Origin of the sequence: Candidatus Methanoprimaticola sp. MG2 (assembly GCF_047501175.1) — an archaeon.
Classification (GTDB): Archaea; Thermoplasmatota; Thermoplasmata; order Methanomassiliicoccales; family Methanomethylophilaceae; genus Methanoprimaticola.
In genome coordinates, this window is record NZ_JBEQWH010000005.1 from 40,215 (window position 1) to 65,966 (window position 25,752).

Consider the following 25,752-nt stretch of genomic DNA (forward strand, 5'->3'; position numbering starts at 1 on the left):
AGATCACCGCTCAGAGGTCGAACCCCATCTCCGCTATCCTCAGGCGGGGGCGCTGGCTCTCCAGATAGTGGTACACGGTGGCATGCTCGCTCCCCTGGAGGATGAGCTCCACCGCGTGCTTCGCCACGGGCAGGCTGATCGAGTTCCCGATGAGACCGACGGTGTTCCCGTAGATCACCATGTCCACTCCCGTGAGGTCCTCGATGATGCGACGGGTCTTCCCGTCCTTCCCGATGAGCCTTCCGCGGACCCTCCCCATCTGGTTGTCCCTGTCGCCGACGAACTCCTTGATGTCGACGATCTCCAGGTATTCGTCGTCCTCGAAGAGCCTCATGGCCTTCTCGGGGTTGAACCCCCTTCCCACGGCCTTCACGACGTCCATCAGCTGCAGGGCCTTCAGGGGGTCCTCGAGCTCGACGTCGTCGTGCAGGATCACCTCCCCCTCCTCGGTGTCGATGTCGATCTTGATGCCGGAGATGTTCTGAAGGGTCTTCTTGACCTCCCCGCTCTTGCCGATGAGCGTTCCGACCCTGTCCGACGGTACTCTGATGGACCTCATTCCTCTTCCTCCTCGTCCTCTTCCTTTCCGTTGACCGTCTCCTCGAAGACGACCTTGTCATCTATGATGTCCGCACCCCTCTTCCTGAAGAATGCGTTGACGTTGCGAATGTCGCGCTCCAGAAGCTCCTTCGCGTTGTAGTTGTCGGTGGTCATGGCCTGTCCGACGTCGATCATGATCGGCTGTCCGTCCTGCATGAGGATGTTGTACTCGCTCAGGTCCCCGTGGACCAGATGGGCGTCCTTCCAGCCGTCTATGATGAAAGATATGACCTCGTCGTACGTCTCGGTGGGATCGTCCAGGATGACGTCCCTGAGCTGGGGTGCCGGCCCGGTCTCGTCCCCGACGAACTCCATGAGCAGGCAGTTCTGATCGAACGTTATGGGCTCTGGGACGGGTATGCCGGCCTCGGAGTACCTCATGAGGTTCTTGAACTCCTTGTTGACCCAGGCGTAGATCATGTTCCAGCGGTTCCCGGTGACCCCTCTGAACCTGGGGTCGCCCTCGATGTACTTGGCCACCCTCTTGAAAGTGGACGTGGAGGTCCTGAAGATCTTCAGGGCCATGCCGTCGCCCTCCTCGTCGGTGGCATAGAACACATTCCCCTCCTTGCCGGTCGAGATGGGGTAGTGGACCATGTCGATGTACCCGGAGGTCATCATATCGTAGATCGTGAGGAGGGTCCTCCTGTCGAAGACCTCACCCTCTGTCTCGCGCTCGTCTCCGGTGCGATTTGTCTTCAGGGCGTCGACATGCCTCTCGAGGTACGCGTACGCCTCCTCGTAGGAGGTCATGGTACATCAGAAAATATCGAGGTTCTTGGGAACCTTTCCTCTCTTGCTGAGGTTGACGGCCTGGGTACGGGTGTACCTGAAGTGAACGTCGCACTTGTCCGGCTGGAAGTCCCAGATGGACACGATCAGGAGGTCCCCCTCCCTTATCCACATCCTCTTCTTGATCTTTCCAGGGATGCGTCCGACGCGGGACACGCCGTCCTCGCACATGACCTTTATCTTGGATGCCCCGAGCAGCTGGTCAGCTATCCCGAACATCTCGTTCTCCTTGATATTAGGCAGGCGGACGCGTGTTACATCTGCGTCGGGACTCTCCAGCGGTTGGTCTACCATGATCATCACTTATGTTGAAGCCCATGAAAGGCTATACTATTTAAATGATTTTGTCAGGGATAGGAAGAAGGGGCCTTTCTTGGCTGGAAGCGCCGGGACATGGACATAGGCGGCGGCTATCCCGCGGAGGTCGGCCCCGGTCATCCGCCACGGCTCCCCGGGCCTGACACAATGGATGCTCATGTGTATCATTGTGACACAGAATTGTACTCATTATTTTGAGGTTGGATGAGTATGTTTAAATTCGATGCTCTTAATAGTTGAGAGTTAGCAGAAAAATTCTGCGGAGTCTGATGGATATGCCGAATAAAACGCCTAGGGGGGGACAAAGGTCCTCTGCCTGGCCATCGTTTCGATCCTCGCGGTCGTCAGTTCGGTCCTTGTCCTGTATGACTTGAACGGTGGCTCCCTCGACATGGAGGACCGCGAGCTCGTTCTCGTGGTCACAGGGTCCATGGATGCGGGGGACACCGATTTTGAAATAAGCACGATTCCCGAAGACAGTCTGGCGATGGTCCACAGGATCTCTGGGGACGATCTCCTAGGAATATCCGTCGGGGATGTCGTGGCATACGATCTGGGTTCGATAGAGGTTATGCACAGGGTCGTGGACATCGATTCCGATGCGAAGCTGTTCGTTCTCAAAGGAGATGCGAACGTCTCGGAAGAAGCCGTGCCGTTCGACGCCGTGACCGGGAAGGTGGTCGGGGTCAACCATGCGCTGGGCGAGGTCGCGAGCCTCGCCAAGGCGAAGTCCGTCCTGCTGATCATGGCGGTCGCGTGCCTCGCGGTGATGCTGTACAGCATCCGCGAGGTTGTGTGCTTTTACAGAAAGGAGGAATCGAATGAGCGATAGCGATAGCGGATCGGGACGCAAGAGGATCCTGGTCCCGATAGTGGCGATAATGATGTGCGCCGTTGCGATCATCGGCGTGGGATACTCGTTGACGTCCACGGTCTCGAGCAATGACAATCCTATTTCCGGTGATGGTCTGGAACTGAGCCTTTACAGCAGCAATACTGGCGGCGATACCGAATTGGAAAATAAAGCGATATTCGGTGATGGTAAGATTCCATATTCCGTGAATACGGTTACTGAGAAAAACGGCAGTGCTTTCAAAACTACGAAGGAATACAAAGTGGAGGCTGGGATTGAAGTAAAACTGAACTATGGCAATGTGTATCTGGGGATAAACAAGACTCCCTCATCGAGTGAACCTTACACCATAACGATGACCTATAATGTGTACAGCGCACCATTTTCGGAGATAAGGTTGTACACTGGGGATGGTGCCACACTGGCTTCAGATATAGATAGTGACCCTCTGAACGGACTTCAATTCGAGATTACGGAACAATATACGAAGATCGAACTTAGAGGCATAACATCGGAATATGCAGGAGATGCATCGCCTGCATCCACAGTTGATGTGAACTTCTCTGTTACCTCGGCATGAACAAAACGGAGCGTAGGATGAGATCCATTGCCTTGCCATTGTCGACGATACTGGCGGTCCTGGTCCTCTCCTCGCTCCTTCCAACGTCCTTCTGTCTGACGTCCTCCGTGGTCAGCGGAGGGAATCCCGTGTCGACATCCGAGTACGGGCTCCATCTCTATTCCGATTTCGAATGCACCGACGAGTGGGACATCTCGGCCTTCGGGGAGGCGTTCCTGGAGTACGAGGAGATTTCCGGAGGATACAGGATCGTCGGCGAGACCGGGTCCATGTCCGGCGTCCAGGACGTCTTCCTGAAGGTAGTCGGCGACAATGCCACCGCCGACTTGCATGTGATCGCCTCCCAGTCGTCGGGCGGGTCGGAATGGTTGTCGATATTCAGGTCGGTGTCCATAGTGTGCACCGAGATCATCGAGGTCAGATACGAGTACGACGAGGCCGGCGCCGTGGTGGGCGAATCGTTCGTCACCGGCGGAGTCATAAGTACGGAGAACACGAACCCTGAGGAGAGTAAGCTTGTAGGCACGGTGAACGTGGGCTCCGTGTACCTAGTGGAGATCCTTTTGAGCTGTGATTCGGTGACGGTGGAATCGGTCCCATCGGATTTCGACCTGGACCTGGAGTTCCTGGCGACCGACGGGACGGCTCTGAGCTCATACTCCAAGAACTGCGACAACAGCGTTGACTTCTCGCTCAGGGTGAAGTCCTACAAAGGGGTGGGGCTCCTGTCGGATGACCATGTGTTCGTCGAGGACGATACCTACAGCATCGGCGGGGTGGACTACAACGTCGCGCTCGTCGCGTCGCAGGATAACGGCGTGACGGACGTGGACAACAGTTTCGTCCCTGACGGTGAAAAGACATCCAAGGCGAAGCTCACCATAGAGAAGGGCGTGAAGTTCATACTCTATCTGGAGGTGGCCAAACACAACAAGACCGACTTCCAGCTCATATTCTCGGTCTCGGGGCAGGACGATGTCACGATCGACGTGTCCGGGTCCACATTCATCGGCGTGCGCTCCGACAGGTCTATCGGCAAGATGGACCCGCCTTCCGTGGGAAACGGCTCCGAGAGCTATTGGATCGTCTCGGACGGGACCTATGAGCTGGACATCTCCGCGTCCGTCCCCAACTCGAACGATAAGCACGACCTTCACTTCGTCATCGTGTTCCCTGCGGATCAGGCATGAGCCGATGCGGGGTCCCCGTAGTTCTCCTTCACCCACTCGCTCATCTCGGCGGAGATCCTCAGGGCGTTCCCGTCGACCAGCACGTTGGACAGTCCGGCGTTCCCGACCGTCTCGACGTACCCGTTCCGTCCGTCCTGCTCCATGGTCGCCAGGTACATGCCCTTCGCCTTCTCGAAGTCCTCCTCCGCCGTGAGCATGATCTCCATCGAGTTCAGCGCGGATGTACTGTAGGATATGTAGTACATCGGGCTGTAGAACAGGTGGCCGACGTCTGCCCATATGTATCCGTCGTCGATCACCCCGTTCGAGATGGAGTATCCCCATCTGTCGGTTATGGACTCGAACTTCCCCATCAGCGAGTCCACGGTCAGTTCGGTCCCCGACGCCTCGGTCTCGAACGCCCACAGCTCGAACTCCGTCAGCATGCTGCCGAGCACGACCTGGTAGCTCAGGTTGCCGATGACCATCGTCGCGTATGCGTCCGGGGCCTCCGGCGCGAGCTCGTCCAGGAGGTGGAGGGACAGGCATTCCAGTCCCTGGGAGTTTATCTCGCACACGTCGAAGCATATGTTGGATCTCTCGCTGAGACACATGTTCGCGGCGTGTCCGAACTCGTGTATCGCGCTTATCTGGTTGTGGGTGCCCATGTCGCTCATCAGCATCAGTGCGCTGTGGTGTGCGCGGAGCTCGGACGTGTAGCAGCTGCCGATCTGTCCCTCGATGCCCTCTATCATCAGGAGGCCGTTCCTGTCCATGTACCCCAGGAGGTCGGAGTACTCGGTTCCCAGCATGTCTGCGACCGTCTCCATCGACCCGTACAGCTCCTCGTACCCGTAGTCCTTGATGTATCCCAGGGATCCGAACAGGTCGCTCTCCCCGAACAGGAGGTCGTTGAGCGTGGTCGTCATCTCCACGTTGGTCTCGACGCAGTCGTACATCCCGGCGACGTCCTCCGGAGCGTAGTCCCTGTGGTACACATTCCCGTAGGCGTAGTCCGCATAGTCCTCGTACCCGTAGTATCCGGCGAAGTCGTTCAGGACGGAGACGAGCTCGATGTACACCTCGATGGCATCGGTGTACTGCAGCGCGTATATCATGTCGAGCACCGCGCCCTTCTCCTCGGAGGTCAGCGTGTCGCTGTCCCATACCGATTGGACGGTCCAGGTCCTGCCTTCCCATTGGACGGAGTACTCTGTCCCCATGATCGCGGCATATTCGTTCTCGAGCTCCGACTGCCTCTGCAGGAGGCTCACCTGCTCGGGGTCCATCTCGTCGTATTCGCGATACAAGTCCGCATCCATGCCGACCGATTCCAATGCGGATTCCACTTTCTGGCCGTTGTCCCCCGTCAACGCTTCCTTGATGGACCGGTTGAAGTCGTCGAACGCCGAGTTGACTGTCGCGAACCAGGATGGGAACGCCTCGGAGTACTTCGCGGGCTCGCGGTAGTAGAACGCCTCCGACCACATGTACCTCTCCTCCATGACAAGGAGGTCATGGTACGTTCCGGTTATCGCGTAGCCCATTTCGTCGATGCCGGAGTCCGGGGACCGCAGGACCTTGTTCATCAGCTCGAGGGATGTCCGGAACTCTTCGTCGGAGGCGACGGGGTCGTGGAACCTCCTCTCCTCCTCAGGTATGTCCGTTGGGAACGTCCCGCCGTCGGGTCCCGGCATGTCCGGGGGGTCGTCTCCGAGTATCGTCGCCGCGGATATGGCCGCGACTACCGCTATGAGGATGACCGCAACGGCCGCCATCGTCTTCGAGCTCATGCCTATGCATCGCCGAGTGCGGATAAAAATGGATTCGTATCGCCCGACCACGCACAATCCTTATAAATCAGATGCGGATGGGCATGCTAGGCTCCAGTAGTGTAGCGGCCAATCATTCGGCCCTTTCGAGGCCGACACTCGGGTTCGAATCCCGACTGGAGCACCATCCCTTCTCAGGACATCAGCTTTTTTCTGAACTCCGCGCTCCTCGCGGCGATCTCGTCGACGTTGTTCTTGTCGACGGCGTACACCTCGGGAAGCTTCCTGGGGTGCGCCTGCAGCATTCTGTCCAGCAGGGACCTGTCGGGGAACTCGCACTTCTTCAGGTAGTCCCTGTTCCAGTTCGCGGCGAGGTTCAGTATGGCCTCGATCCCCCTGTCGTTGAACAGCGATGCGAACACGGCGCCCACGGTCGAGTCCTTGGACATTATGGCGATGTTGGACCCGCGGACCGCGAAGTCGGTCCCGTTGAACGACATGGCCACCCCTCCCGCGTCCCTGACGAGGTCCAGGCACTGGTAGTCGGTGTCCTCCCCTCCGACGTACATGGTGCAGTCGAGGTCGATGTTGGTCTGCTTCCTGATGTCCAGGAGGTGGTACGCCTTCTTGTGGGACGTTATCGCCGTGGAGCCCTCCATAAGGGCCATCCCCGGCGTCCCGGGCATCTCGTCCTGGAGGATCCTGTCCAGGGTCTTTATGATCTTCACGTCCGCGGGGTCGACCTCCATGGGAACGTTTAGCTCGTATACGGTCTTGGGGACGCGGAGCGCGGTTATCCGGTCGCCCATCTCGCGGATCTTCCTGGAGTCCGAGCGGCCGAACTCGGTGCGGTCGAGGTCCATCCTCGAGTAGAACGGGTCGCACAGCGGCGCATCCACGCGTTCGGAGACCTCCAGCCATCCGTGCTCGTATATCGATGTGGAGACGAAGGTCGGGAGCAGCTTGGAGACGAACCTGAGCGCATCCTCGGACCCGGGCATCATCTGGACGGTCTCGGCGTAGCACCGCCTCACGGAGTAGTCCGTGGCCCCGTTGGCCTTGAGGAACGGTATGACCCATTTCACCAGGCTCCCTGCGGTGGCCTCCTCCCTCCCGAGCACGTACGCGGTCAGCGCATCGTACCTCCTCACGACGTCGTAGAAGTGCGCGCCGTTGCGTATGAACCTGGCGCAGAGGTCCCTCAGGGCGTTGTTCTTCAGTATGAACCCGCTGAGGTCCGTGACGAATATCCTGTCCGGGAACAGGCCCAGCTCCTCGACCGGATCGAACTCGCCTGGCATCGCTCACCCCTCCAGCGCCCTGTCGACCATGTCCGACAGGTCGTACGGGCCGTTCAGGGACCCGTCCGATGTCACCGGCCTCTTGTCCTCTATCCTGATCCTGCCGTCGGCGAATGCGGCTATCGTCTCGGTGATGAGCGGGAGCTCGCGCTTCGCACCGTCCTCGCGGATCCTCTTGAACAGGGGCTCGTCCTGGCCCTCCTCGGACCTGATGCCGTCGAGGCCCCTCGTCTTGAGTTTGGATTCCATCTGTTCCCAGAGGGCATCGTACTCCCCTCCGCGGATGGGGAACTCGCAGTACGTTATCGCCGCGCCGCGGTCCCACTCCTCCGTGCAGACGTGCATCATGGCGCCCTGGGAGCGGGCATCCTCGGAGATGAGCTGCCATATTACCTCCTGCCAGGTCCCCTTGGGGCCGTCCGGCAGGGCGGGATGGAGGTTCAGCATGTCGAACTCCTCGCAGGTCTCGTCGTCCATCCAGAGCATGTACCCTGCCAGGATCCCGAGGTCGAACGGGTACGGTCTGACGGATTCCCTGAGGACCCTGCCGTACTCGACGCGCCACCCGGCCTCGTCCCTCTCCCTCAGCTCGGGCTCGAACTCCTTCCAGGATGCGGTGACCAGCGGTATCCCGTAGTCCCTGACCATGTCGAAGAACATCTGGCGCTGCTCGCGCTTGGGATTGTCCGCCTCCTCGTTGGACCAGTTGCAGAACACGAACGCGATCTCTATGTCGAGGTCTCCTGCTAGCTTGCGGTCCATGACCGCTTTGAGAAGGTTGCGGGACCCCGGGCCCCTTCCTGTCGAGAACCAGCCGAGTCTGAGCATGGTACCGCCATACGTGCGCGCATATATTACGTTCAAGGTCGCAAATGGGACGCGTTCCTTTGCGAGGAGGTCGCATTTCGATACAGGAAGGCATTTCCTGTGACGATTCTGTCCGAGTGATATCGGGGCAGGGCCATCGGAGTATGATGCTCTCGGAGACTATCCGGGCCTTTTTCGAATCGAAGCATATCCCGTACATGATCGTCTTGCCGGACAGTCCGTGGGTGTAGTCTCTTTCAAGTATCTGCTCGAGCGCAGCCCTCGCGCATGTGTCGATGTTGGAACCTCCTTTGACCTTCAGTTCCATCACGATGTTGGGACTGTCGCCCCTGAGGCGTTGCATCCTGATGTCGTGATAGCCTTTCCCGGACTCCATGTCTGCCGTTATTCTGTACCTTCCGGAGAGTTGCATCATCATCCCGATCATGAGCATCTGGTAGGAATGCTCATTGTCCAATGCCCTGACGCTCACAGTGTCCGCGATGAGCCCGTAGAGGCATTCCTCTATCGTTCTGTCATCTCCGGCAAGTACGGCGTTCGTGAATTTCATGAGTGATGTGGGAATCCTTCCCTCGAATCTGTTCGCGATCACCTTCCCGAATTCGTCATACATCTCGAGGTTCGGGATGGACACACTGTAGCCAGCGCCGTTCGGGATGGCCTTGAGGTATCCCGACATCACCATCACGGAGTAGATCGAGGTCCTGTTCGTCCCCATCTCGGCGTACGTAATCTTCGGCTCGATGGACACATCCGCAGTCTTCCCGGATGCCAGTGATCCGAGGTCATCCATGATAGATTGGTCAGCCATGTCCAGAAGATCCTTTATGATCGAGTTCCCGCTGGTCCCTGTCCAATAGCCCTTCGGCACGAATCCAGAATCAATGTAGCTTATGATGCTCCATGGATTGTATATGTCTGTGTTCCCGAAGCGGTATCCGTCATACCATTTCTTCGCCTCTTCGAACTTTTCGGGATGGCCATAATCGTTACAGGCGGTCCGAACCTCCTCTGTGGTGAATCCGAACATCTCGTCGAATTCGGTGTTCAGGACATTGTTCACCTTCAGGTTGTTAAGGTCCGAGAATATGTTCTCCTTGGCGATCTGCATCACGCCGGTGACCACTGCGAAGCGGAGTGACGGATTGTCTTTGAGGGATTCGCCATACACCTGTTTCAGGAATGCCAGTATCCTGTCGCGGACATCGCCGTTGGCATTGTTCACGGGTTTGTCGTACTCGTCGATGAGGAGGATGACCTCCTTTCCGTGATGGGTGCCGAGCATATCGCACAATCTGGCAATGGATGAGCGGAGAACGGATCTCGAGGATCTCCGCCAACATACTGCATCATAGTCTCCACGTACTATCTCATTCAACTTGTCCGAATCCTTCAGCTCGGGATAACGGGAATAGACGTCAGACATGTAGAGGATAAAATCCTCAATGAACTCATCGTAGGATTCGACGGACAGATCCTTGAACGATATGTTGATCACGACATTGGAGTTCTTCTCCGGGTCATCCTGGCGGATCCGAGTTATGCTCAGACCATCGAACCAGGAATTCCCTGCATATCTCTGATTGAAGTATGCATCCAACATCGAGAGGTTCATGGACTTTCCGAACCTGCGGGGACGAGTGTACAGATAAACCTTCCCGGAACTGTCGAGGATCTCCGCGATGAGGGAGCTCTTGTCAACGAAGTACAGGTCTTTGTCCCGTACTTCTTTGAAATCCTGGGTCCCGAGAGGTAGTTTTCTCATGAGTGGGGTATTGAAATCTACGTTAAAACAATTGTTTGGCGGATCGGTTCCTGAATATGTGGTAGTGTCTCGAGAGCGACCCGTGCACCCTCTGGAGATAGACGTTCTCCAATGCCATCGTGTCGTAGCTGACCGCGTGCGGCAGGACGATCCCGGCGCGCGCTCCCTCGCGGAGGGACCTGGGTATGGCCTCCCCCGCACGGGCGTAGATGTGGTCTATGTCCTCCCCGCCGGTCTTCGTGGACCTTCCGTACGGGGGGTCCGTGCAGATCGCATCGATGTCATGGAACCTCTCGCCGATGTCCCCGATGTCGATGGTGTCGAAGTCTGCTATCTCTAGGCCGTAGAAGTCCAGGTTCTCCCTGCATCCCGCGACCATCTCGGGGTCGAAGTCGGACGCCATCGCCCTCATTCCCATCTCGGCGGCCTCGATCACGATGCCCCCGGTCCCGCAGAACGGGTCCAGCACGGTCCCGCCCCTCCTCACGCCTGTGAGGTTTATGAGCGCGCGGGCGTACTTCGGATGGAGCGATATGGGCGAGAAGAACGGGCGTTCGCCGACCTTCCTCTTCTCGAGGAGATCCGTGTCAGTCACCCTCTGCTCGATGTACAGGTGGACGGTGTCGCACATCTGCATCCTCACGACGAAGTCGGGCTCGCGGAGGTTCACGTCCCTTCTCTTGGACAGCACGCCCCCGATCCTCCTGACCATCCCCTGGGAGTCCGCGTCCCTCATCATCCCCTCGAAGCGCTTGCCGCGGACCGCGAAGGTCCCCTCGGGAAGGTCCGCACCCTCGAGGTTGGACAGGTCGTCCGGGTCGTACTCGCCGAGGTAGCGCCCCATGCTCTTGGTCAGGGCGATCCTGTCGGCGATGCCGTCCAGGTACCGCTCGTCGAACTCCGCGATGATATATCCCGGGCCCTGCCTCACGACATCGAACGAGTCGGTCTCGGCCTCCATGCACCGGATGGCCTCGGCGGGCGGCATGTCCTTGGATTCGCCTGACAGTTCGAAGAAGAATTGGGGGCTCACGCCCCCGATTATGTGGAGGTCGGATTAAAGGATGCGCATCACGCGTCCTTTATCCCGTCCTCGGTGACCATGAACACCGCCTCGCCTTCGGGCAGGTTGGGGGAGTCGATGAGCCTCGCGATCCTCTTCCCGGCCTTCCCCTTCCTCAGGTAGATCCTGAAGGTGGCGGTGTGTCCGACGATGTGGCCCCCGATCGGCCTGGTGGGGTCCCCGAAGAACGCGTCGGGCTTCGCGGCGACCTGGTTGGTCACGGCGATGACCGCATTGTTCACCGTGGCGAAGTTCAGAAGGTCGTGCATGTGGCGGTTGAGGATCTGCTGCCTCTCCGCGAGCGCACCGCGCCCGACGTACTCGGCCCTGAAGTGGGAGGTCAGGGAGTCCACGATCATCAGCCTGCACTTGATGTCCTGGGCCATCTCCATCGCCTTGTCCACGAGGAGGACCTGGTGCTGGGAGTTGAACGCGCGGGCCACGTGGATCCTCCTCAGGGTGACGTCGGGGTCGACCCCGAGGTACGTGGCCATCTGGATGATCCTCTCCGGACGGAAGGTGTTCTCGGAATCTATGATTATGACGTCCGAGTCGAGCCCGCCCATCTCCTCGGGCAATGTGGCGTTCACGGCGAGCTGGAAGCAGACCTGGGTCTTGCAGCTCCCGAACTCCCCGAACAGCTCCACGATGGACTGGCTCTCCAGTCCGCCGGCGAGGAGCTCGTCGAACGCCTTGGACCCGGTGGTGAGCTTCGTGACGGTCTTCCTCCTCTCGAGGATGTCCTCCCCGGTCTCGAACCCGCCGATGTCCGCACAGAGCTTGGCACCCTCGATGATGTCCATAGCCTTCTTCTCTCCGAGCTCGCAGGTCTCCGCCAGCTCCTTGGGGGATGCGACAGCGATAGCCATGATCTCGGTGTATCCGGATTCGCGCAGCTTCTCGGCGATTGCGGGGCCGACGCCCGGAATGTCCTCAAGTGTCTTTGTGGCCATGTTGATCCTCTCTATGTCCGAACGATTGGGGACGGGGTATTTAAGCGGATTCGGGGGGTCCCCGAAAACCCTCGGAACGTGTTGATGACAGGACGGGCGGTGTTACAGGATGGACTGCCCGTATCCGTCAGTGGGAGCCGCGGGTCAATGTTGAAATATCACGGACGGGCGGGTCCCGGTTCGTTGGATGGAACAGGTGTGTAGAAGAATCGTTGGCCGTCCCCGGAGGCTTGTCCGGGGGCGGCTTTTGGGTTTGGCGAGCGTGTTCCTGCGCACGTTCCCGTCGTCTCTCCGGGACGGGATGAGATGCCCGGACCTCCCTGTTGTCAGGGGAGGTCCGCTCCGATGGCTGTTTGCTGTTCAGGTTCGTCGGGCGCGCCGGATCATTTCTCCTTTCCTTTGGTGGAAATGAGGATGGAGGTCCTTCCAGACCTCCGGGGTTTGTCGTTTCAGGTGATTGGGATTGTTCTTTCTCGATCGTTCGTTTACGATCAGCTCCTCATGAGCCTCATGGCGACGATGATGGCCATGACGACGATGAGGACGACGAGGATGATCAGCAGGTAGTCGGTGATTCCCATGCTGGAGTCATCCTTGCTGTCGGGTGCGTCGGGTACGTATCCGGACTTCTCGAGACCGCTGATCTGAATGGTGTACTTCAGGACGGTGTCAGCCTCCCCAGGGGTCCCGGTGGTGGTGAACTTGTTGCCGTTGATGGCATCGCCGTTGACCTTGAACACGGCGGAACCGGTCCATCCGTTGGTCAGGTCGTAGGTGATCTCGTGCTCGCCTGCGGAGACCTTGAGGGAGAATCCGTTCGCAAAGATTCCATTGTCGGAGGGGATGAGTCCCTTCTCCATCGCGTTTCCGTCGATGTAGATGTTGGCGATACCCTCGTTGGCGTAGACGTAGACGGTGTAGATGTCGTAGTCTATGACCGCCTTGGCGATGGTCCAGTCCTTCTGTCCGATCTTCACATCGATGTTCTCAGTGTCCTCACCCTTCTCGTTCTTCCAGACACCGTCGAACTCTGCGTTCTCTACGGGTGCCTTCTGGATTTGGTCGATGTACATCGTGTTGTATGTCGTGAAGTCATAGACGGTCATCCAGAGGGAGTCCTCGATGAAGAACTCAGTGTGGGGCTTGGCGTCCATGATCTTCTGGGCTACTTCGTCCACGGTGGATCCGGCAGCGACATAGGCCGCATAGGTGACTGTCACAGGTCCGCTGACGGATGCTGCGGCGCCGAGGGTGTACACATCCTCGAAGTCGAGGCCGACGAAGAGGTACTCAATCTTTGCGACCCCAGGCGCGGTGGTCTCGGTCGTGGCAGCGACGGACAGGGATCCGCCGTCGTTGATCACGACGATTCCTGCGTCCAGGTTCTTGGCGGATGCGACGGAGACGGCGCCATCAATGTAAAGGATTCCAGACGGCTCGTAGTCGATGCTGTATTCGACATTGAATTTGGCCCCGTCGGACACGAGGGTCGCTCCGGCGGCGACCGTGAAATCGACGTACTGGGACGTTCCCTTCATGACTGCGGTTCCTGCGGTGAGTGAAGCGGATGCCTCGCCGAATTTGGTGCCCATGCTCTCGTCGATGGTTCCGGTTATGACCATTCCGTTGGTCTCATCGTCCGTGACGGTGACTCCGGCGACCTTGGATGCGGTAAACGCGGCATCAGAGACATTGACGGTTCCGTTGAACCCACCGGTAGCAACGAGTGCCCCGTCGATGATCTTCAGGGAGGAAACGGAGAGGGCCGTGTAGACGGGCTTCTCGTCCATTCCGTAGACAACGCTGTTGCTAACGATGATGCTGGAACAGTTGTCGGTACCGGTGAACTCGATATCTCCGGCGGTGACAATTCCGTTGATGACGATGTCGGACTCCGCGACCGCTGCCTGGGAGACTGCGATCGCAAGGGTGGAGACGTAGTCGTATCCGTCGATCTCGTAGTACGCTCCGGCGACAGGAGCGACGAATCTGTTGTTCGCGGTGTCAGCCCCGTATGCGAATCCCAGGACGGAGTTCATCTTGAGCGTCCCGTTGACGACGATGACGCTGGACTCCTTCGCAGCGGTAGTGCCTGCTGCGGGGACGTCCATCGCGGTGGTGCTGAAGATGTGCTCGGCGAGGATCTCGAGGTCGGTGACCAGGGTGCCGTCGATCGTCAGGGTCATTCCGTCGAAGACCTTCAGGTTCGTCGCGTTGTCGGGGACAACGAGGGTGACCCCGGCAGGTACGGTGAGACTCTGGGTGATGTCGACGGTCCCAGTGGTCCTGGTGACGGTGACGACGTCACCGTCGTCGGCCTCTCCGAGTGCGTAGTAGATGTTGGTGTACGTGATGGGGCCATCCTTGGCCTCGGACTCGACCTTCACATCGGAGATGGTGCCCTGGGTCTCGTCATCGTTCTTGTCGGCGAAGGTGAGGGTCGCATCGACATCGACCTGTCCCTTCCCGGTGGTGGTCATCGTCGCGCCGTCGGCGAAGGTGAGGATGACGTCCCTGTGCTTCGAGTCACCGACGAACAGGACGTTCGTCGCGGTGTCGCCGTCATAGGGCCTCCCCTCGAACGTCACGGCGACCCCTGCGGGGACCTCGAGACTGTTGAGGACGGTGTTGTTGCCCATGAGGACGATTCCCTTCAGGGTGTTCTCATTGGTGGGATCGGCGACCGCCTCGACGGCGGTCTCGAAGGATGCGTAGCAGTAGGTGGTGATGACCTTCTTCTCGACGGTGTTCTTGATGACGTAGGAAGCGGCGTTGATGGTTCCCTTGTTGTCGATCTCCGCAGAGCAGGTGATCAGCCCGAGGACGGTGATCGTGCCGTTGTTGACGATCTGCTGTGCATCGGTGCCGTCGTTGGCGATGCTGCCGTTGACGTACAGGTATCCGCCGTTGGTCAGGGCGACACAGGCTCCGAGGATGAGGTCTCCCTCTACGGTGATCCCTCCGGTGACCTTTGAGACGGTCTCGTTATCGCTGACGGTCTGGACTCCGCCTCCGATGAAGGAGACTCCGGTGTTGTATGCTGTGTCGTACACAGTGACGGTCTCGCTGTACTTGTTGGCGGCGGAGACCTGTCCGGAGACGTCCATCGCGTTGGTGTACTGTACCTTTCCGTCGACCTTCTTCGAGGAGACCTTCTCTGCGATGGTCAGCTCCCCGGTCAGGATGGTGTATGTGACGGTGTTGCTCTGGCTCTTGGAGAACGACACGGAATTGTCGTCTGCATCGGTGACGGTGACGTTGCCGTCCTTGCTGGCCTTGACGACCATTCCGAGGTCGGTGACCTTCGCGCTGTCGGTCTTGTCGATGAGGATGATGGACTTGATCACGACGTTGGCGTCGGCGGATGCCAGCTGGATCTCGAAGGCCCCGGCCTTGCTGGCCTTGGTGTTGGCTCCGTTGTCGACGACGACGGATCCGAAGTTGAGCATCTCGACAGTTCCGTTGAAGATTCCGTTCAGTGCGACCTGAGCGTCCTTGGAGAAGACGATACCGTTGGCCTTGACGTCCTTCGTCTCGGCCTTCAGGTCGGTGGCGACCGCAGACTTCAGGATGCTTCCGGTCTGCATCTCGAGGGCACCGTCGACGACGACGGATCCATCGGCTAGGTCGAGGGTGGTCCCGTCCTGGGCCGCGAGCTTCGCTCCGGCATCGACGACGAGGTGTCCCGTCTCAGCTGCGCTTCCGATGGTGATGGTTCCCTTGAGGTCCTTGTTGCTGACGATGTTGACGGTACCGGCGACCTCCATGGAGGCTCCGGTGCTGGATGCGATGACCAGGTTGCCCTCGACGTTGAGGGTTCCGTAGACGATCAGCTTCCCCATGATTGTCAGGGATGCGGTCCTCTGGATGGTCAGGGTCTTGCCCTCGGGGACGATGACGTTCTGGAGGGTTCCGTAGGTAGTGTCCTGGGTGATGTCGACGGTCATCTCGACGTCGTATGCCACACCGATGACGGTGGAGGTGTTGACGGCGAATCCGACGACTCCCTTGCCGATGTTCTCGAAGGTTCCTGCTCCGGAGATGATGAGGTCGTTGGCACTGGCTTTGTCACCGTTAGTATCCTCGCCAGCGGCGATGGCCCCGGAGTTCTCGAACTTCGCGGTGTTCTTGACCTCAATGTCGTTCGCAACGTAGAGGAGCCCGGAGTTCTCGAAAAGTGACTTCGCGGTTCCGTTCCCGACGACGATCGCATAGTCCGTATCGTTGGCATCTTTCATCGTGCAGGTCAGGGTCCCGGAGTTCTCGAACTCTCCGAGCACGGTCAGGGTCCCGGTGATGGTCATCGTCTCGTTGTTGAAGAACTTGCATTCCACAGGAACCGTGAGATTTCCTTCGATCTCGAGGACTCCGTTGTTGACGAAGGTTCCATTGACGAAGACGATGTCGTCTCCGCTTGTACCCGTCGTAGGTGCCGAACCGCTGACAATCTTTCCGTCGTTCGTCAGGGTCACTCCACTGGTAATGGAGAGTGCTGCACTTGCGAGATACAGGGTGGTGGTGTCCTTTATGCGGAGATCGGCAGTCACAGGAATCGCGGTCGATCCACTCAGTTCGATCTTTGCGACCCCGGCATTGCAGAGTGCCTCGAGGGCTCCGAAGTTCGCTGCAGTTACCTTTCCAACTTCAGACACATCCTTTCCTGCATCTTCATCGTTAACAGTGACGGTAGCTCCCGATTCTTTCACGATGTTGGTATCGTTGGTGGAGGCAGGGAGGGTCGTGGTGGACCCACTGGTAGCATAGATGTTACCTGTAATTTGGGGTGCATCCGCAGTACTTATAGTTCCATTGTTCACGAGCATCGCATCGGCATTGACTGTAAGTCCCTTGACATCGAGTTTCTTGTCTTTAGCGACGGTCACTCCACCGTCCACGGCGATCGTGGAGGTCGTGGCTGTGAGGTTCCCGATGATCTCGGTGTCCTTCAGCGTGAGGTTTCCGGAAGTGATCTCGAGGTCTCCGATCTTGACGTCCCCTTTGGCAGCCTCGATCTTTATCTGAGTATCAGTGGCAGTCATCTTTCCTTCGATGACGACTGATCCCTCGGAGATCGTAATTCCATCTTCGCCTGCGGTAGCTGCACCGATGGTGACGACGTTGGTCCCGCCCACTGCGACATCGCAGTTGAAGACGGAGCTCTCCAGAGCGGTGATAGAACTGCCGAGGTCTAGCATCAGAGCGGTCCCGGCAGTGGCGGAGAGTCCGTTGAACTTGAACTTCTCGGACCCACCCTCCTTGATCGTCAGGGACATGGTGGTCTTGTTGACATTGGTGATTCCAGTTACGCTGGTCGCAGTTTTGAAATCCTTGGTAGCGGTGGTTTCGTCTCCGCCTTTGAGGACTCCGAAGTAGACATCGCAGATCCTGTCTCCGTTTATGGTGACGTTCTCGATGGTGACATCCGGGTTCCCGTAGGCTTTACCGTTCTGCCATCCATAGATTCCGATTCCCACGGGGAAGCTGGCAGGTCCATCGGTTCCGACGACCTGCTCCTTCGTGTCCACGGAGCTGACGTTCACAGTCGCGTTCTTTATGGAGACCTCGGCGTTCCTTATGTCGAACCCACCGATTCCGGTGAAGGTCCCGCCGGTGATGTCCAGCTTCGAGGAGCTGGGCCAGTATATCGCAGGGGATCCCGTCGATGTGAAGGTCCCGCCGGATATGTTCACCTTGCAATTGCTCTGTGTCCCGTTCCCGGAGACGGTACTGGCTCCGGCGACGATGGTCCCGCCGGATATGTTGGCGGTCCCGTTGGACCAGACCGCGACACCGTAGGCATCGGACTCGATCTTACCGGAGACCATGTTGAGTATGCCCCCGGTCGAGTTCTCCTTCGCGCTCACGTTGACAACGGCGGCAGCTCTCTCCGTACCTTTGTCATCGGTGTAATTGGATGAATCGCTGAAGATCTTTCCCGATCCCGAGGCTTTGAGCGTGAGTTCTCCACTGTTGGTGATGTACATCACGCGTCCGCCCTCGGCTTTGGACGAAAGTGTATATTCGCCCAGATCGAGAGTCCCTTTCTTGGAGATCGTGAGCCAATTGGTAAGCTCTATGTCATCTCCTAATTTTATGTCAAAATTCGCTGTTTCAATAGCTTTGGTGAGGTCAGCCTCTGTTTTGATAACAGATGCCCCATCCGCAGCATCGCTGTCCTCGGCGACTGCAGGTACAGCCGCGAACACAGCGAACGCGATCGCCAGAACGGCGACAGCCGCGAGGAGTTTGAGCTTGCACTGCCCCCCCCCCGTGACTTCCATTTTGTTCGTTTTCATGTGTATTCCTCCGGATCTTCTCCGGTGACCGGACACTCCGGACGCCTCGGCCTCTCTCCAGACCATAGCTTCCCGTGTCCGATCGCGTCGATGCATCCTCGATATAAACCCGAGACCGTCGGGAATTCGGAGGAAGTGTGAGATTATCGGCATGATTCCGTCCCTGTTGACGTCCCGGCCGATATCCCATGCCTATGCTCGGGATCTGAGCATAAGGGATCAGAGCCCGGGCCCCGAGCCCGACCTTTCGATGGACACCTGGTCGATTCCTGCCACGGGTTCGGTGATCTCATGATTACACTTATCCGTCACAGGTCGTGGACAATCCATCCAGGTTTAGATATTCTATAAATACTGTTGGCTACAATTATAGTATGGAACAGTGGTAGCATGAGCGTCGACTGCTCTCAGACCGAGGATGCGACCGGATGCCGGAAGCGTATGATCGAGGTCCTTGAGCGCAAAAGGTCCATCGCCGCACTGATGTATCTCCACCACAACGGCTGTTCGAAGGAGATCGACCTGCGCGAAGACGTGTTCCCGAACCCACAGCAGACGTCCATCCAGCTCCAGAACCTTCTGGACTGCGGATTCGTGTCCTGCTCGAGGAGGGAGGTCGAAGGCACCCGCAGGACGGCCAAGTACTGGTCCCTGACATCGAAGGGACTGGCACTCACTGCGCTGCTGGAGCTTATGGACCTTACGGCGGAAGGGGTTCTCGATCCCGAATCGGTGGTCGCAGAGTGTGAACGGATGGCATCGTCCGTGAGGGTCCGATCGGTTCGAGGGATCGGACGGGAAACCTTTCCGGGGCCCGGCAGGGCCCCGACGAACCCATCCCGACACCTGACGCGAGGTCCCGGATTTCGAGGTCCTCGGCGAACCCGCCGGTCGGGTTCGGACGAATATCTCATCGTCTCTCATCTTCTGAAAAATGAAAAGCCGGGATGGGGATCGTCAGATCCCAAAGGATATTCGGGTCATCCCGTCCGATCCTCTGGGCGGACCCATCATGCGCGTCATCTCTGCACAGGGCCCCCAGCGCATCTCTCAGGCTGCCGTCCCAACGACACGCGGCTCCACGGAGGATGTCCGATGGCGATCGGGAATTTAGAAGGTAAGGTGTTTTCCCGCCTCGAGAGGCGTATCGCCGGGACCAGGGGAGGGGGCGCGATCGGCTCGCAGCCCCGGACCGCGGGTTCGTCCCGCGTTCACTGGTAGGATCCGCGCCTCATCCTCTCGAGGGCCAGTCTGATCCTCTCGACGGGCTCGGTGACGGTCATGCGTATGTACCCGTCCGCGGACTCGCCGAATCCCGACCCGGGAGTGACTATGACCCCGAGGTCGATCATCTTCTGGGTGAACTCGAACGACGACATGCCGCAGTTGAACCACACGTAGAACGTCCCCTTGGGCATGACGCAGTCGAACCCGAGCTCGCGGAGCCCCTCGACCAGCACCCTGCGCCTCTCGGCGTAGACGTCCATGTTGTCGAGGACGCACTTCGGGGTCTCCCCATTCTCCCCGTACAGGGACAGCGCCTTCTCCCCGGCCTTCTGGATGAATATCGGGGCCCCGGAGTCGATCTGGCCCTTGCACTTGGTCAGCCCGGCGATGAGGTCGGGGTTCCCGACCGCGTATCCCAGCCTGAACCCGGTCATGCAGAACGTCTTGGAGAACGACCCGAACTCGATGGCGTCCGGTCCGGCCTGGAGGATGGACGGCGCCCTGTACCCGTCGTAGCACATCTCGGAGTACGCCGCGTCGAAGCACAGGATGGTCCCGTTCTCCTGGCACCAGTCGTAGACCCTCCTCATGTACTCGAGGTCGCAGGTCGCGCCGGTGGGGTTGTTGGGATAGTTCAGATAGAGCATCCTCGCGTTCTTCGGGCACTCGTCCACGTCCAGGAGCCAGTCCTTCTCGGGCCTGAGGGGCACCTTGACGCAGTTGGCCTCGTTGAAGAGGGTCGCAGCGCCAGAGTACACGGGATATCCGGGCGAGGGTGCGATGATGGTGTCGCCCTCGTCCACGAAGGCCTGGGCGATGTTGAATATGCCCTCCTTCGACCCGATGGTGATGCACACCTGCTTGTCCGGGTCGATGTCGAGCCCGAAGCGCTTCCTGTACCAGTCGGCGACGGCCACGCGGAGCGACCTGCACCCCTGGGATGAGGAGTACTTCTGGTTCTCGTTCAAGCGCGCCTGCGCGCACATCTCGTCGACGATCTCCTCGGGGGTGGGGAGGTCCGGGTCCCCTATGCCGAAGTCGATCATGTCCCATCCCTCCGCCTTCTTCGCGGCCGAGAGCTGCTCCAGCCTGACGAAGAGGTAGGGCGGGATCTGCTTGAGTCTCTCTGCCTGTTCGTAGTTCATTGTCATTCCTCCGTCTCTCCCGTGAAGACCAGCTCCGCCGGCCCTTCCATCAGGACGTATCTAAGCTGTTTGTCCACTGTTATCTTGAGCCACCCGCCTGGCAGGTGCACGTCCACCGCGGTGTCGAACGGGACCAGCCCGATGAGGGCCGCCGCGGTCGTCGTCGCGCACGCGCCGGTCCCGCAGGCGAGGGTCCATGCCGCCCCGCGCTCGTAGACGCGGATGTGTATCTTCCCGTCCTCGACCCTGCAGAACTCCACGTTGGTCTTGCGGGGGAAGAACGGGTGCCTCTCCAACACGGGCCCCAGGCGGTCCACCTGCTCATCGGTCAGCGGCGTGAACGTTATGAAGTGGGGGTTCCCCATCGACACAGCGCTCGCCCTGATCGGCACGCCGTCGGCGTCGAACGGCTCGTCTATGAACCGTCCGTCACGGTCGACCGGGACGGACCTGGCGTCCAGTATCGGCGCGCCCATGTCTATCCTGACCGTCCCGACGGTGCCGTCGTCCTTCCTGAAGGTCTCCGCCCTCAGGTCGCCGGCCAGCGTGTGTATGGTGAACTCGTCCTTCCCGACGGTCCCCGAGTCGACGCACCACTTGGCGACGCAGCGGATCCCGTTCCCGCACATCTCCGCCTCGCTGCCGTCGGCGTTGATGATCCTCATGGTGACGTCGGTGCCCTCGCCGGGCATGACGTACAGGACGCCGTCCGCCCCGACGCCGTAGTGGCGGTCGCAGACCCTCCTGCACCATTCCGCATCCATCGCCAGGTCGCCGGCGGTCCCGTCCACCAGGACGAAGTCGTTCCCGATCCCCTGGTACTTCCAGAACCTCATCGCCTGAGCCTCTCCGGGATGATCTGGTGCTTCCAGAGGTCCTCGTAGGTCTCCGCCTCGCGTATCAGCTCCGCCTTGCCGTCGTTGACCATGACCTCGGCGCACACCGGCCTGGAGTTGTACCTGCTGGACATGGAGAACCCGTACGCCCCGGCGTTGTACACCGCGACGATGTCCCCCACCCTCGGGTCGGGGAGCACCCTGTCGTGCGCGATGTAGTCGCCGGACTCGCATATCGGTCCGACCACGTCGTACTTGTCGGTGCAGGCCTTGCCGAACTTGTTGGCGAGGGCCACGTAGTGGTACGAGTCGTACATCGTCGGGCGGACAAGGGTGTTGAACCCGGCGTCCACACCGACGTACTTCTTGACGCCGGTGTCCTTGATGTCGTTCACACGGGTCAGGAGCACCGTAGTGTCGCACACGATGTACCTTCCCGGCTCGAGCACTATCGTTTCGATGTCGGTCTCCTCCTGGATCATGTCCGTGAGGTTCATCGCCAGCTCGCCGACGTCCATCTCCTCCTCCTGGGGCATGTAGGGGACTCCGATGCCCCCTCCCATGTCGATGAACTCCAGGTCTATGCCGAGGCCCTTGATCTCGTTGACCAGCTCGATGAGGACCTCCATCATGTCCATGAAGGGCTCGACGGTCTGTCCGCCGGAGCCGATGTGGGCGTGTATGCCCTTGATGTTGAATCCCAGGTCCTTCGCCCTGGCGTAGGTGCCTATGACCTGGTCCAGCGGGATCCCGAACTTGGCGCCCTTGTTCCCGGTGGTGACCTTGGCGCTGTGCCCGGACCCGACCCCGGGCGTGATCCTGAACGATACGTCAGAGCAGGGCGCGATCTCGGCGAGGCGCTCCATCTCGCACACGGAGTCCAGGTTGATCATCACGCCGGTCTCGGCGACCTCCCTGAGCTCCCTGTCGGAAACGTTCACGCCGGTGTACATTATGCGGTCCGGGGTGAATCCCGCCTTGAGGCAGGTCAGGACCTCCCCGATGGACACCGCGTCGATCCCCGCGCCCTCCTGCTCGAGCACGCGCAGGATGGCGAGGTTGGTGTTCGCCTTGCACGCGTAGTGGATCCTCGTGTCCATGAACCTGGAGAACGCGTCGTAGACGTTGCGGTAGTTCTCCCTGAGCCTCTGCTCGTCCGTGACGTACACCGGCGTCCCGAACTCGTCGGCTATCTCCACGGCGGACTTGCCGCCGATCATCATGATTCCGTCCTGGGACGGGAACTCTCTCATCATTCCTTATCACCGATGAACTTCTCGTGCAGCACGCGCACGACGTCTATCACCTTGCTCATGGGCACCACGAAGTTGAGGGACACGTCGGACGCCCCCTCGGAGATCATCTCCACGTTCGCGTTGGCCTCCTTGACGGCACTGAAGATGTCCCCGGACACGCCGCACTTGTCGAGCAGGTTGTCACCTACGGCGCAGATGAGCGCCACGTCGTTCTTCACGTCGATCCTCTCGATGTCCCCGCCGTTCAGGCCGTTGAGCTGCCTCAGGGTCAATTTCACGTCGTTGTTGTGGACGAGGAACGCGACCGTGGAGAGCGACGTCGAGATCGAGTAGATGATCACGTTGATGTCGGCTATCTTGTCTATTATCCTGGCGACCATCGCGGGGCGGTACGCGATCTCCGCGGAGCTGATCGTGATGATCGAGAGGTCCGTCTTGGCCGCGACCGAGCGCAGCATCTCGGACGTGCTCTTCCTCAGGTGGTGGATCAGGGTCCCGGGCTCCTCCGGCTTGAACGAGTTCCTCACCTTGAGGGGGATGTGCTTGAGCCTGACCGGCTCGATCGTCCTGGGGTGCAGGACCTTCGCCCCGAAGTACGCGAGCTCTGCGGCCTCCCCGAAGTTCATCTCGGGGATCTTCCTGGCATCGGAGATTATCCTGGGGTCGGCGGACATGAATCCGTCGACGTCCGTCCAGATCTCCAGCATGTCGGCGTCTATCGAGTTCGCGACGACGGCGGCGGAGTAGTCCGACCCGCCGCGGCCGAAGGTGATCGGCTGCTTGTTGGCGTCCGCCCCGTAGAATCCCGTGATTATGGGGATGAAGTCCATGGACAGCAGCGGCTTGACCTTCATGGTCATCCCGATGGCCGTGTTCAGCAGGTCCGCGGACCCGTTGCCGGGGCGTCCGGCCGCGATGATCCCCGCCTCCTCGGACGTGAGCGCCACGGACTTGAGGCCCATGCTCTTCAGCAGGAACGCCAGGAGGAGCGAGGAGAACCTCTCCCCCTGGGAGACCATCGAGTCCTTGTAGTAGGCGTTCTCGCGGTCGGCCAGGAGGGCCTTCCTGAATCCGTCCATCCTGACGTCGAACTCCGCCCTGAACTCGTCCATGACCTCACCGTCGAACAGCTGGGACGCGGTGAGGAGATGCTTGTTGGAGAACTGTTCGATTATGCCGTCGGGATCGATCAGCGGGTTGTCCACCACGCTGACCAGGAAGTTCGTTATCCCTGACATCGCGGATACGACGACCACCCTGTCGCCCTCCGTGTTAGATACGATGTTCGCGACTCTATTCAGAGCTTCGGCGGATCCCACACTCGTGCCGCCGAACTTCATTACCGTGATCATAGACCAAGCACCTCACTCATGTTGTGCACCCTGCCGTCGCGCCTGTCCGCCATCCATCTGATGGCCTCGAGGCATCCGTCGGCGAGCGCCTCCCTTGAAATTGCCTTGTGGGTCAGTTCGACCCTTTCCATATTCTTGGCGAAGATGACGGTGTGGTCTCCCACGATGTCCCCCGCCCTTATGGAGTGGATGCAGATCTCCCTTCCGCGGGGCCCGGTGACGCCATGGCGCCCGAACTCCACGTTCTCCACTCCTGTGACGGACTGCACCCTCCTGACGGCCTCCATCGCCGTCCCGGACGGTGCGTCCATCTTGCGGTCGTGGTGGGACTCCACCACTTCCACGTCGTATTCGGGAAGGTAGCGTGCGAGGACCTCGCAGACCTTCCAGAAGACATTGACCCCTATCTCGAAGTTGGCGGACACGAGCGCGGACGTCCCGTAGTCCTCGACGTTCCTCCTCATCTCCTCCAGGGCGTCCGGGTCCACCGAGGTGGTCCCCAGGATGAGGTTCGCCCCCGAGCGGGGCACCCTGGCTATGGCCGCCGACGCCGCTGCGGGCGTCGTGAGGTCGACGTACACGTCGCATCCCCTGAGGACCTCGTCCAGGCCGTCCGGGCCCACGGCCGTTACGCCGTGGATCGCCTCGCCCACGTGACCGCCGTCCTCGGAGACCACCGCCCCGGTAAGCTCCAGGTCGTACGACTCCGCGATCTTGTCGCAGACCATCCGTCCGAGCTTCCCGGTCGCGCCTCCGACGGCCACCCTCGTGGTCATGCTATGCCCAGTCCCTCGAGGACCGGGTCGAGCCTCCTCTTTCCGTTCTCGGACAGCGGCGTCAGGGGAAGCCTGGGCTCGCCGTTGCCGAATCCCATCCCGCCCATGACGTACTTTATGGGTATCGGATTGGACTCCACGAAGAGGGCCGTGAACAGCGGGAGCAGCTTCGCCTGTATCGCGCGGGCGGCGTCCATGTTGCCGCACCTCGCGTTCCTGACCAGCTCGGACACCATGCCCGGGCAGCAGTTGCTCGCCACGGATATGACCCCGTCGGCCCCCAGCCCGACGAGTGCGAGCGTGAGGGCGTCGTCGCCGCTCAGGACCTCGAAACCCTTCGGCCTGCGCATGATGATCTCCTGGATCTGTGCCACGTTGCCGCTGGCCTCCTTCACGCCGGCGATGCCGTTGATCTCCGCGAGGCGCATCAGGGTGTCGGGGGTGATGTTGGACCCGGTCCTCCCGGGTATGTTGTAGATGATCATGGGGATGTCTATCGCGTCCATGATGGTCGAGTAGTGACGGTATATGCCGTCCTGCGTGGGCTTGACGTAGTACGGGGATATGGACAGGATCCCGTCCACCCCGATGTCCTGGGCGCTCTTGCTCAGGATCACCGCCTCGCGGGTGCAGTTGCTCCCGGCACCGGCGAGCACCTTCGCCCTCTTGGCCTGGTCCCTGACGATCTCCAGAACCCTCAGGTGCTCGTCATGTGCCAGCATCGCCGACTCGCCCGTGCTCCCGCAGGGAAGCAGAACATCGACCCCATTGGACTCCTGGAAGTCCACAAGGCGCCTCAGCGCCTCCTCATCGACCTCCCCGTCCTTCTTGAACGGCGTGATCAGCGCGGTTCCCGTACCTGCGAACATA

19 protein-coding genes, 1 tRNA gene and 1 pseudogene are annotated in these 25,752 nt (G+C 59.7%); 4 read left to right on the forward strand and 17 right to left on the reverse strand.

Annotated elements, in window-relative coordinates:
• Positions 1-10: 10 nt before the first annotated feature.
• Genes V5D86_RS05015 through eif1A form a run of 3 tightly spaced genes read right to left on the reverse strand, consistent with a single transcriptional unit; the run spans position 11 to position 1,686 of the window.
• Positions 11-559: a KH domain-containing protein gene (locus tag V5D86_RS05015; RefSeq protein ID WP_414595605.1), complete on the reverse strand. Its 549-nt coding sequence runs from the start codon at positions 557-559 to the stop codon at positions 11-13.
• A complete protein-coding gene (locus V5D86_RS05020) occupies positions 556-1,353 on the reverse strand; it encodes a serine protein kinase RIO (RefSeq protein ID WP_414595606.1) in 798 nt (265 codons plus the stop codon). Before V5D86_RS05020 ends, V5D86_RS05015 begins: the two co-directional genes overlap by 4 nt.
• A gap of 6 nt (positions 1,354-1,359) precedes the next feature.
• Entirely contained in the window at positions 1,360-1,686 is a 327-nt protein-coding gene (eif1A, locus tag V5D86_RS05025; RefSeq protein ID WP_414595607.1) for a translation initiation factor eIF-1A, read from the reverse strand.
• Positions 1,687-2,080: 394 nt separating this feature from the next.
• Here eif1A and V5D86_RS05030 point away from each other — a divergent pair, with 394 nt between their 5' ends.
• The 3 genes from V5D86_RS05030 to V5D86_RS05040 are packed head-to-tail and all read left to right on the forward strand — an operon-like array spanning position 2,081 to position 4,333.
• Complete coding sequence (locus V5D86_RS05030; protein ID WP_414595608.1) at positions 2,081-2,542, forward strand: hypothetical protein; 462 nt, start codon at positions 2,081-2,083, stop codon at positions 2,540-2,542.
• The gene (locus V5D86_RS05035; protein WP_414595609.1) at positions 2,532-3,143 is read left to right on the forward strand and encodes a hypothetical protein; all 612 of its coding nucleotides are present in this window, start codon (positions 2,532-2,534) and stop codon (positions 3,141-3,143) included. The genes V5D86_RS05030 and V5D86_RS05035 overlap by 11 nt, the downstream gene beginning before the upstream one ends.
• Positions 3,144-3,160: 17 nt before the next feature.
• Complete coding sequence (locus V5D86_RS05040) at positions 3,161-4,333, forward strand: hypothetical protein (RefSeq protein WP_414595610.1); 1,173 nt, start codon at positions 3,161-3,163, stop codon at positions 4,331-4,333.
• On the opposite strand, the gene V5D86_RS05045 is transcribed toward V5D86_RS05040, so the two are convergent.
• Positions 4,324-6,105 (reverse strand): hypothetical protein, encoded by a 1,782-nt coding sequence (locus V5D86_RS05045; protein WP_414595611.1) that lies wholly within the window; start codon positions 6,103-6,105, stop codon positions 4,324-4,326. The genes V5D86_RS05040 and V5D86_RS05045 overlap by 10 nt on opposite strands.
• Positions 6,106-6,195: 90 nt before the next feature.
• Here V5D86_RS05045 and V5D86_RS05050 point away from each other — a divergent pair.
• Positions 6,196-6,271, forward strand: a tRNA-Glu gene (locus V5D86_RS05050).
• Positions 6,272-6,278: 7 nt separating this feature from the next.
• Here the strand turns inward: V5D86_RS05050 and V5D86_RS05055 are convergent.
• The 13 genes and pseudogenes from V5D86_RS05055 to dapA form a co-directional block, all read right to left on the reverse strand.
• On the reverse strand, positions 6,279-7,385 hold the full coding sequence (locus tag V5D86_RS05055) for a hypothetical protein (protein WP_414595612.1): 1,107 nt from the start codon (positions 7,383-7,385) through the stop codon (positions 6,279-6,281).
• Between the two features lie 3 nt (positions 7,386-7,388).
• The gene (gene purN, locus V5D86_RS05060) at positions 7,389-8,213 is read right to left on the reverse strand and encodes a phosphoribosylglycinamide formyltransferase (RefSeq protein ID WP_414595613.1); all 825 of its coding nucleotides are present in this window, start codon (positions 8,211-8,213) and stop codon (positions 7,389-7,391) included.
• Positions 8,214-8,379: 166 nt separating this feature from the next.
• Positions 8,380-9,978: pseudogene (locus tag V5D86_RS05065) on the reverse strand (AAA family ATPase); the annotation flags it as partial.
• Between the two features lie 22 nt (positions 9,979-10,000).
• Positions 10,001-11,011 (reverse strand): methyltransferase domain-containing protein, encoded by a 1,011-nt coding sequence (locus V5D86_RS05070; RefSeq protein ID WP_414595614.1) that lies wholly within the window; start codon positions 11,009-11,011, stop codon positions 10,001-10,003.
• A 38-nt stretch (positions 11,012-11,049) separates the two neighbouring features.
• Complete coding sequence (radA, locus tag V5D86_RS05075) at positions 11,050-11,994, reverse strand: DNA repair and recombination protein RadA (protein WP_414595615.1); 945 nt, start codon at positions 11,992-11,994, stop codon at positions 11,050-11,052.
• Positions 11,995-12,485: 491 nt separating this feature from the next.
• The gene (locus V5D86_RS05080) at positions 12,486-18,290 is read right to left on the reverse strand and encodes a beta strand repeat-containing protein (RefSeq protein ID WP_414595616.1); all 5,805 of its coding nucleotides are present in this window, start codon (positions 18,288-18,290) and stop codon (positions 12,486-12,488) included.
• Between the two features lie 407 nt (positions 18,291-18,697).
• Complete coding sequence (locus V5D86_RS05085) at positions 18,698-18,967, reverse strand: hypothetical protein (RefSeq protein ID WP_414595617.1); 270 nt, start codon at positions 18,965-18,967, stop codon at positions 18,698-18,700.
• 534 nt (positions 18,968-19,501) lie between these two features.
• Complete coding sequence (locus tag V5D86_RS05090) at positions 19,502-20,662, reverse strand: aminotransferase class I/II-fold pyridoxal phosphate-dependent enzyme (RefSeq protein WP_414595618.1); 1,161 nt, start codon at positions 20,660-20,662, stop codon at positions 19,502-19,504.
• Between the two features lie 2 nt (positions 20,663-20,664).
• On the reverse strand, positions 20,665-21,498 hold the full coding sequence (dapF, locus tag V5D86_RS05095) for a diaminopimelate epimerase (protein ID WP_414595619.1): 834 nt from the start codon (positions 21,496-21,498) through the stop codon (positions 20,665-20,667).
• Complete coding sequence (gene lysA, locus V5D86_RS05100) at positions 21,495-22,751, reverse strand: diaminopimelate decarboxylase (RefSeq protein ID WP_414595698.1); 1,257 nt, start codon at positions 22,749-22,751, stop codon at positions 21,495-21,497. Before lysA ends, dapF begins: the two co-directional genes overlap by 4 nt.
• Entirely contained in the window at positions 22,751-24,106 is a 1,356-nt protein-coding gene (locus V5D86_RS05105; protein ID WP_414595620.1) for an aspartate kinase, read from the reverse strand. The genes lysA and V5D86_RS05105 overlap by 1 nt, the downstream gene beginning before the upstream one ends.
• Positions 24,103-24,882 (reverse strand): 4-hydroxy-tetrahydrodipicolinate reductase, encoded by a 780-nt coding sequence (gene dapB, locus V5D86_RS05110; RefSeq protein WP_414595621.1) that lies wholly within the window; start codon positions 24,880-24,882, stop codon positions 24,103-24,105. Before dapB ends, V5D86_RS05105 begins: the two co-directional genes overlap by 4 nt.
• Positions 24,879-25,751, reverse strand: coding sequence for a 4-hydroxy-tetrahydrodipicolinate synthase (dapA, locus tag V5D86_RS05115; RefSeq protein ID WP_414595622.1), 873 nt, complete (start codon positions 25,749-25,751; stop codon positions 24,879-24,881). The genes dapB and dapA overlap by 4 nt, the downstream gene beginning before the upstream one ends.
• Between the last annotated feature and the right edge of the window lies 1 nt (position 25,752).

Bases quoted from the DNA above. Each gene is read 5' to 3' on its own strand.
- V5D86_RS05015 (WP_414595605.1), bottom strand. From the start codon at position 559: ATGAGGTCCATCAGAGTACCGTCGGACAGGGTCGGAACGCTCATCGGC.
- V5D86_RS05020 (WP_414595606.1), bottom strand. From the start codon at position 1,353: ATGACCTCCTACGAGGAGGCGTACGCGTACCTCGAGAGGCATGTCGAC.
- eif1A (WP_414595607.1), bottom strand. From the start codon at position 1,686: ATGGTAGACCAACCGCTGGAGAGTCCCGACGCAGATGTAACACGCGTC.
- V5D86_RS05035 (WP_414595609.1), top strand. From the start codon at position 2,532: ATGAGCGATAGCGATAGCGGATCGGGACGCAAGAGGATCCTGGTCCCG.
- V5D86_RS05040 (WP_414595610.1), top strand. From the start codon at position 3,161: ATGAGATCCATTGCCTTGCCATTGTCGACGATACTGGCGGTCCTGGTC.
- V5D86_RS05045 (WP_414595611.1), bottom strand. From the start codon at position 6,105: ATGAGCTCGAAGACGATGGCGGCCGTTGCGGTCATCCTCATAGCGGTA.
- V5D86_RS05055 (WP_414595612.1), bottom strand. From the start codon at position 7,385: ATGCCAGGCGAGTTCGATCCGGTCGAGGAGCTGGGCCTGTTCCCGGAC.
- purN (WP_414595613.1), bottom strand. From the start codon at position 8,213: ATGCTCAGACTCGGCTGGTTCTCGACAGGAAGGGGCCCGGGGTCCCGC.
- radA (WP_414595615.1), bottom strand. From the start codon at position 11,994: ATGGCCACAAAGACACTTGAGGACATTCCGGGCGTCGGCCCCGCAATC.
- V5D86_RS05080 (WP_414595616.1), bottom strand. From the start codon at position 18,290: ATGAAAACGAACAAAATGGAAGTCACGGGGGGGGGGCAGTGCAAGCTC.
- V5D86_RS05090 (WP_414595618.1), bottom strand. From the start codon at position 20,662: ATGAACTACGAACAGGCAGAGAGACTCAAGCAGATCCCGCCCTACCTC.
- dapF (WP_414595619.1), bottom strand. From the start codon at position 21,498: ATGAGGTTCTGGAAGTACCAGGGGATCGGGAACGACTTCGTCCTGGTG.
- lysA (WP_414595698.1), bottom strand. From the start codon at position 22,751: ATGAGAGAGTTCCCGTCCCAGGACGGAATCATGATGATCGGCGGCAAG.
- V5D86_RS05105 (WP_414595620.1), bottom strand. From the start codon at position 24,106: ATGATCACGGTAATGAAGTTCGGCGGCACGAGTGTGGGATCCGCCGAA.
- dapB (WP_414595621.1), bottom strand. From the start codon at position 24,882: ATGACCACGAGGGTGGCCGTCGGAGGCGCGACCGGGAAGCTCGGACGG.
- dapA (WP_414595622.1), bottom strand. From the start codon at position 25,751: ATGTTCGCAGGTACGGGAACCGCGCTGATCACGCCGTTCAAGAAGGAC.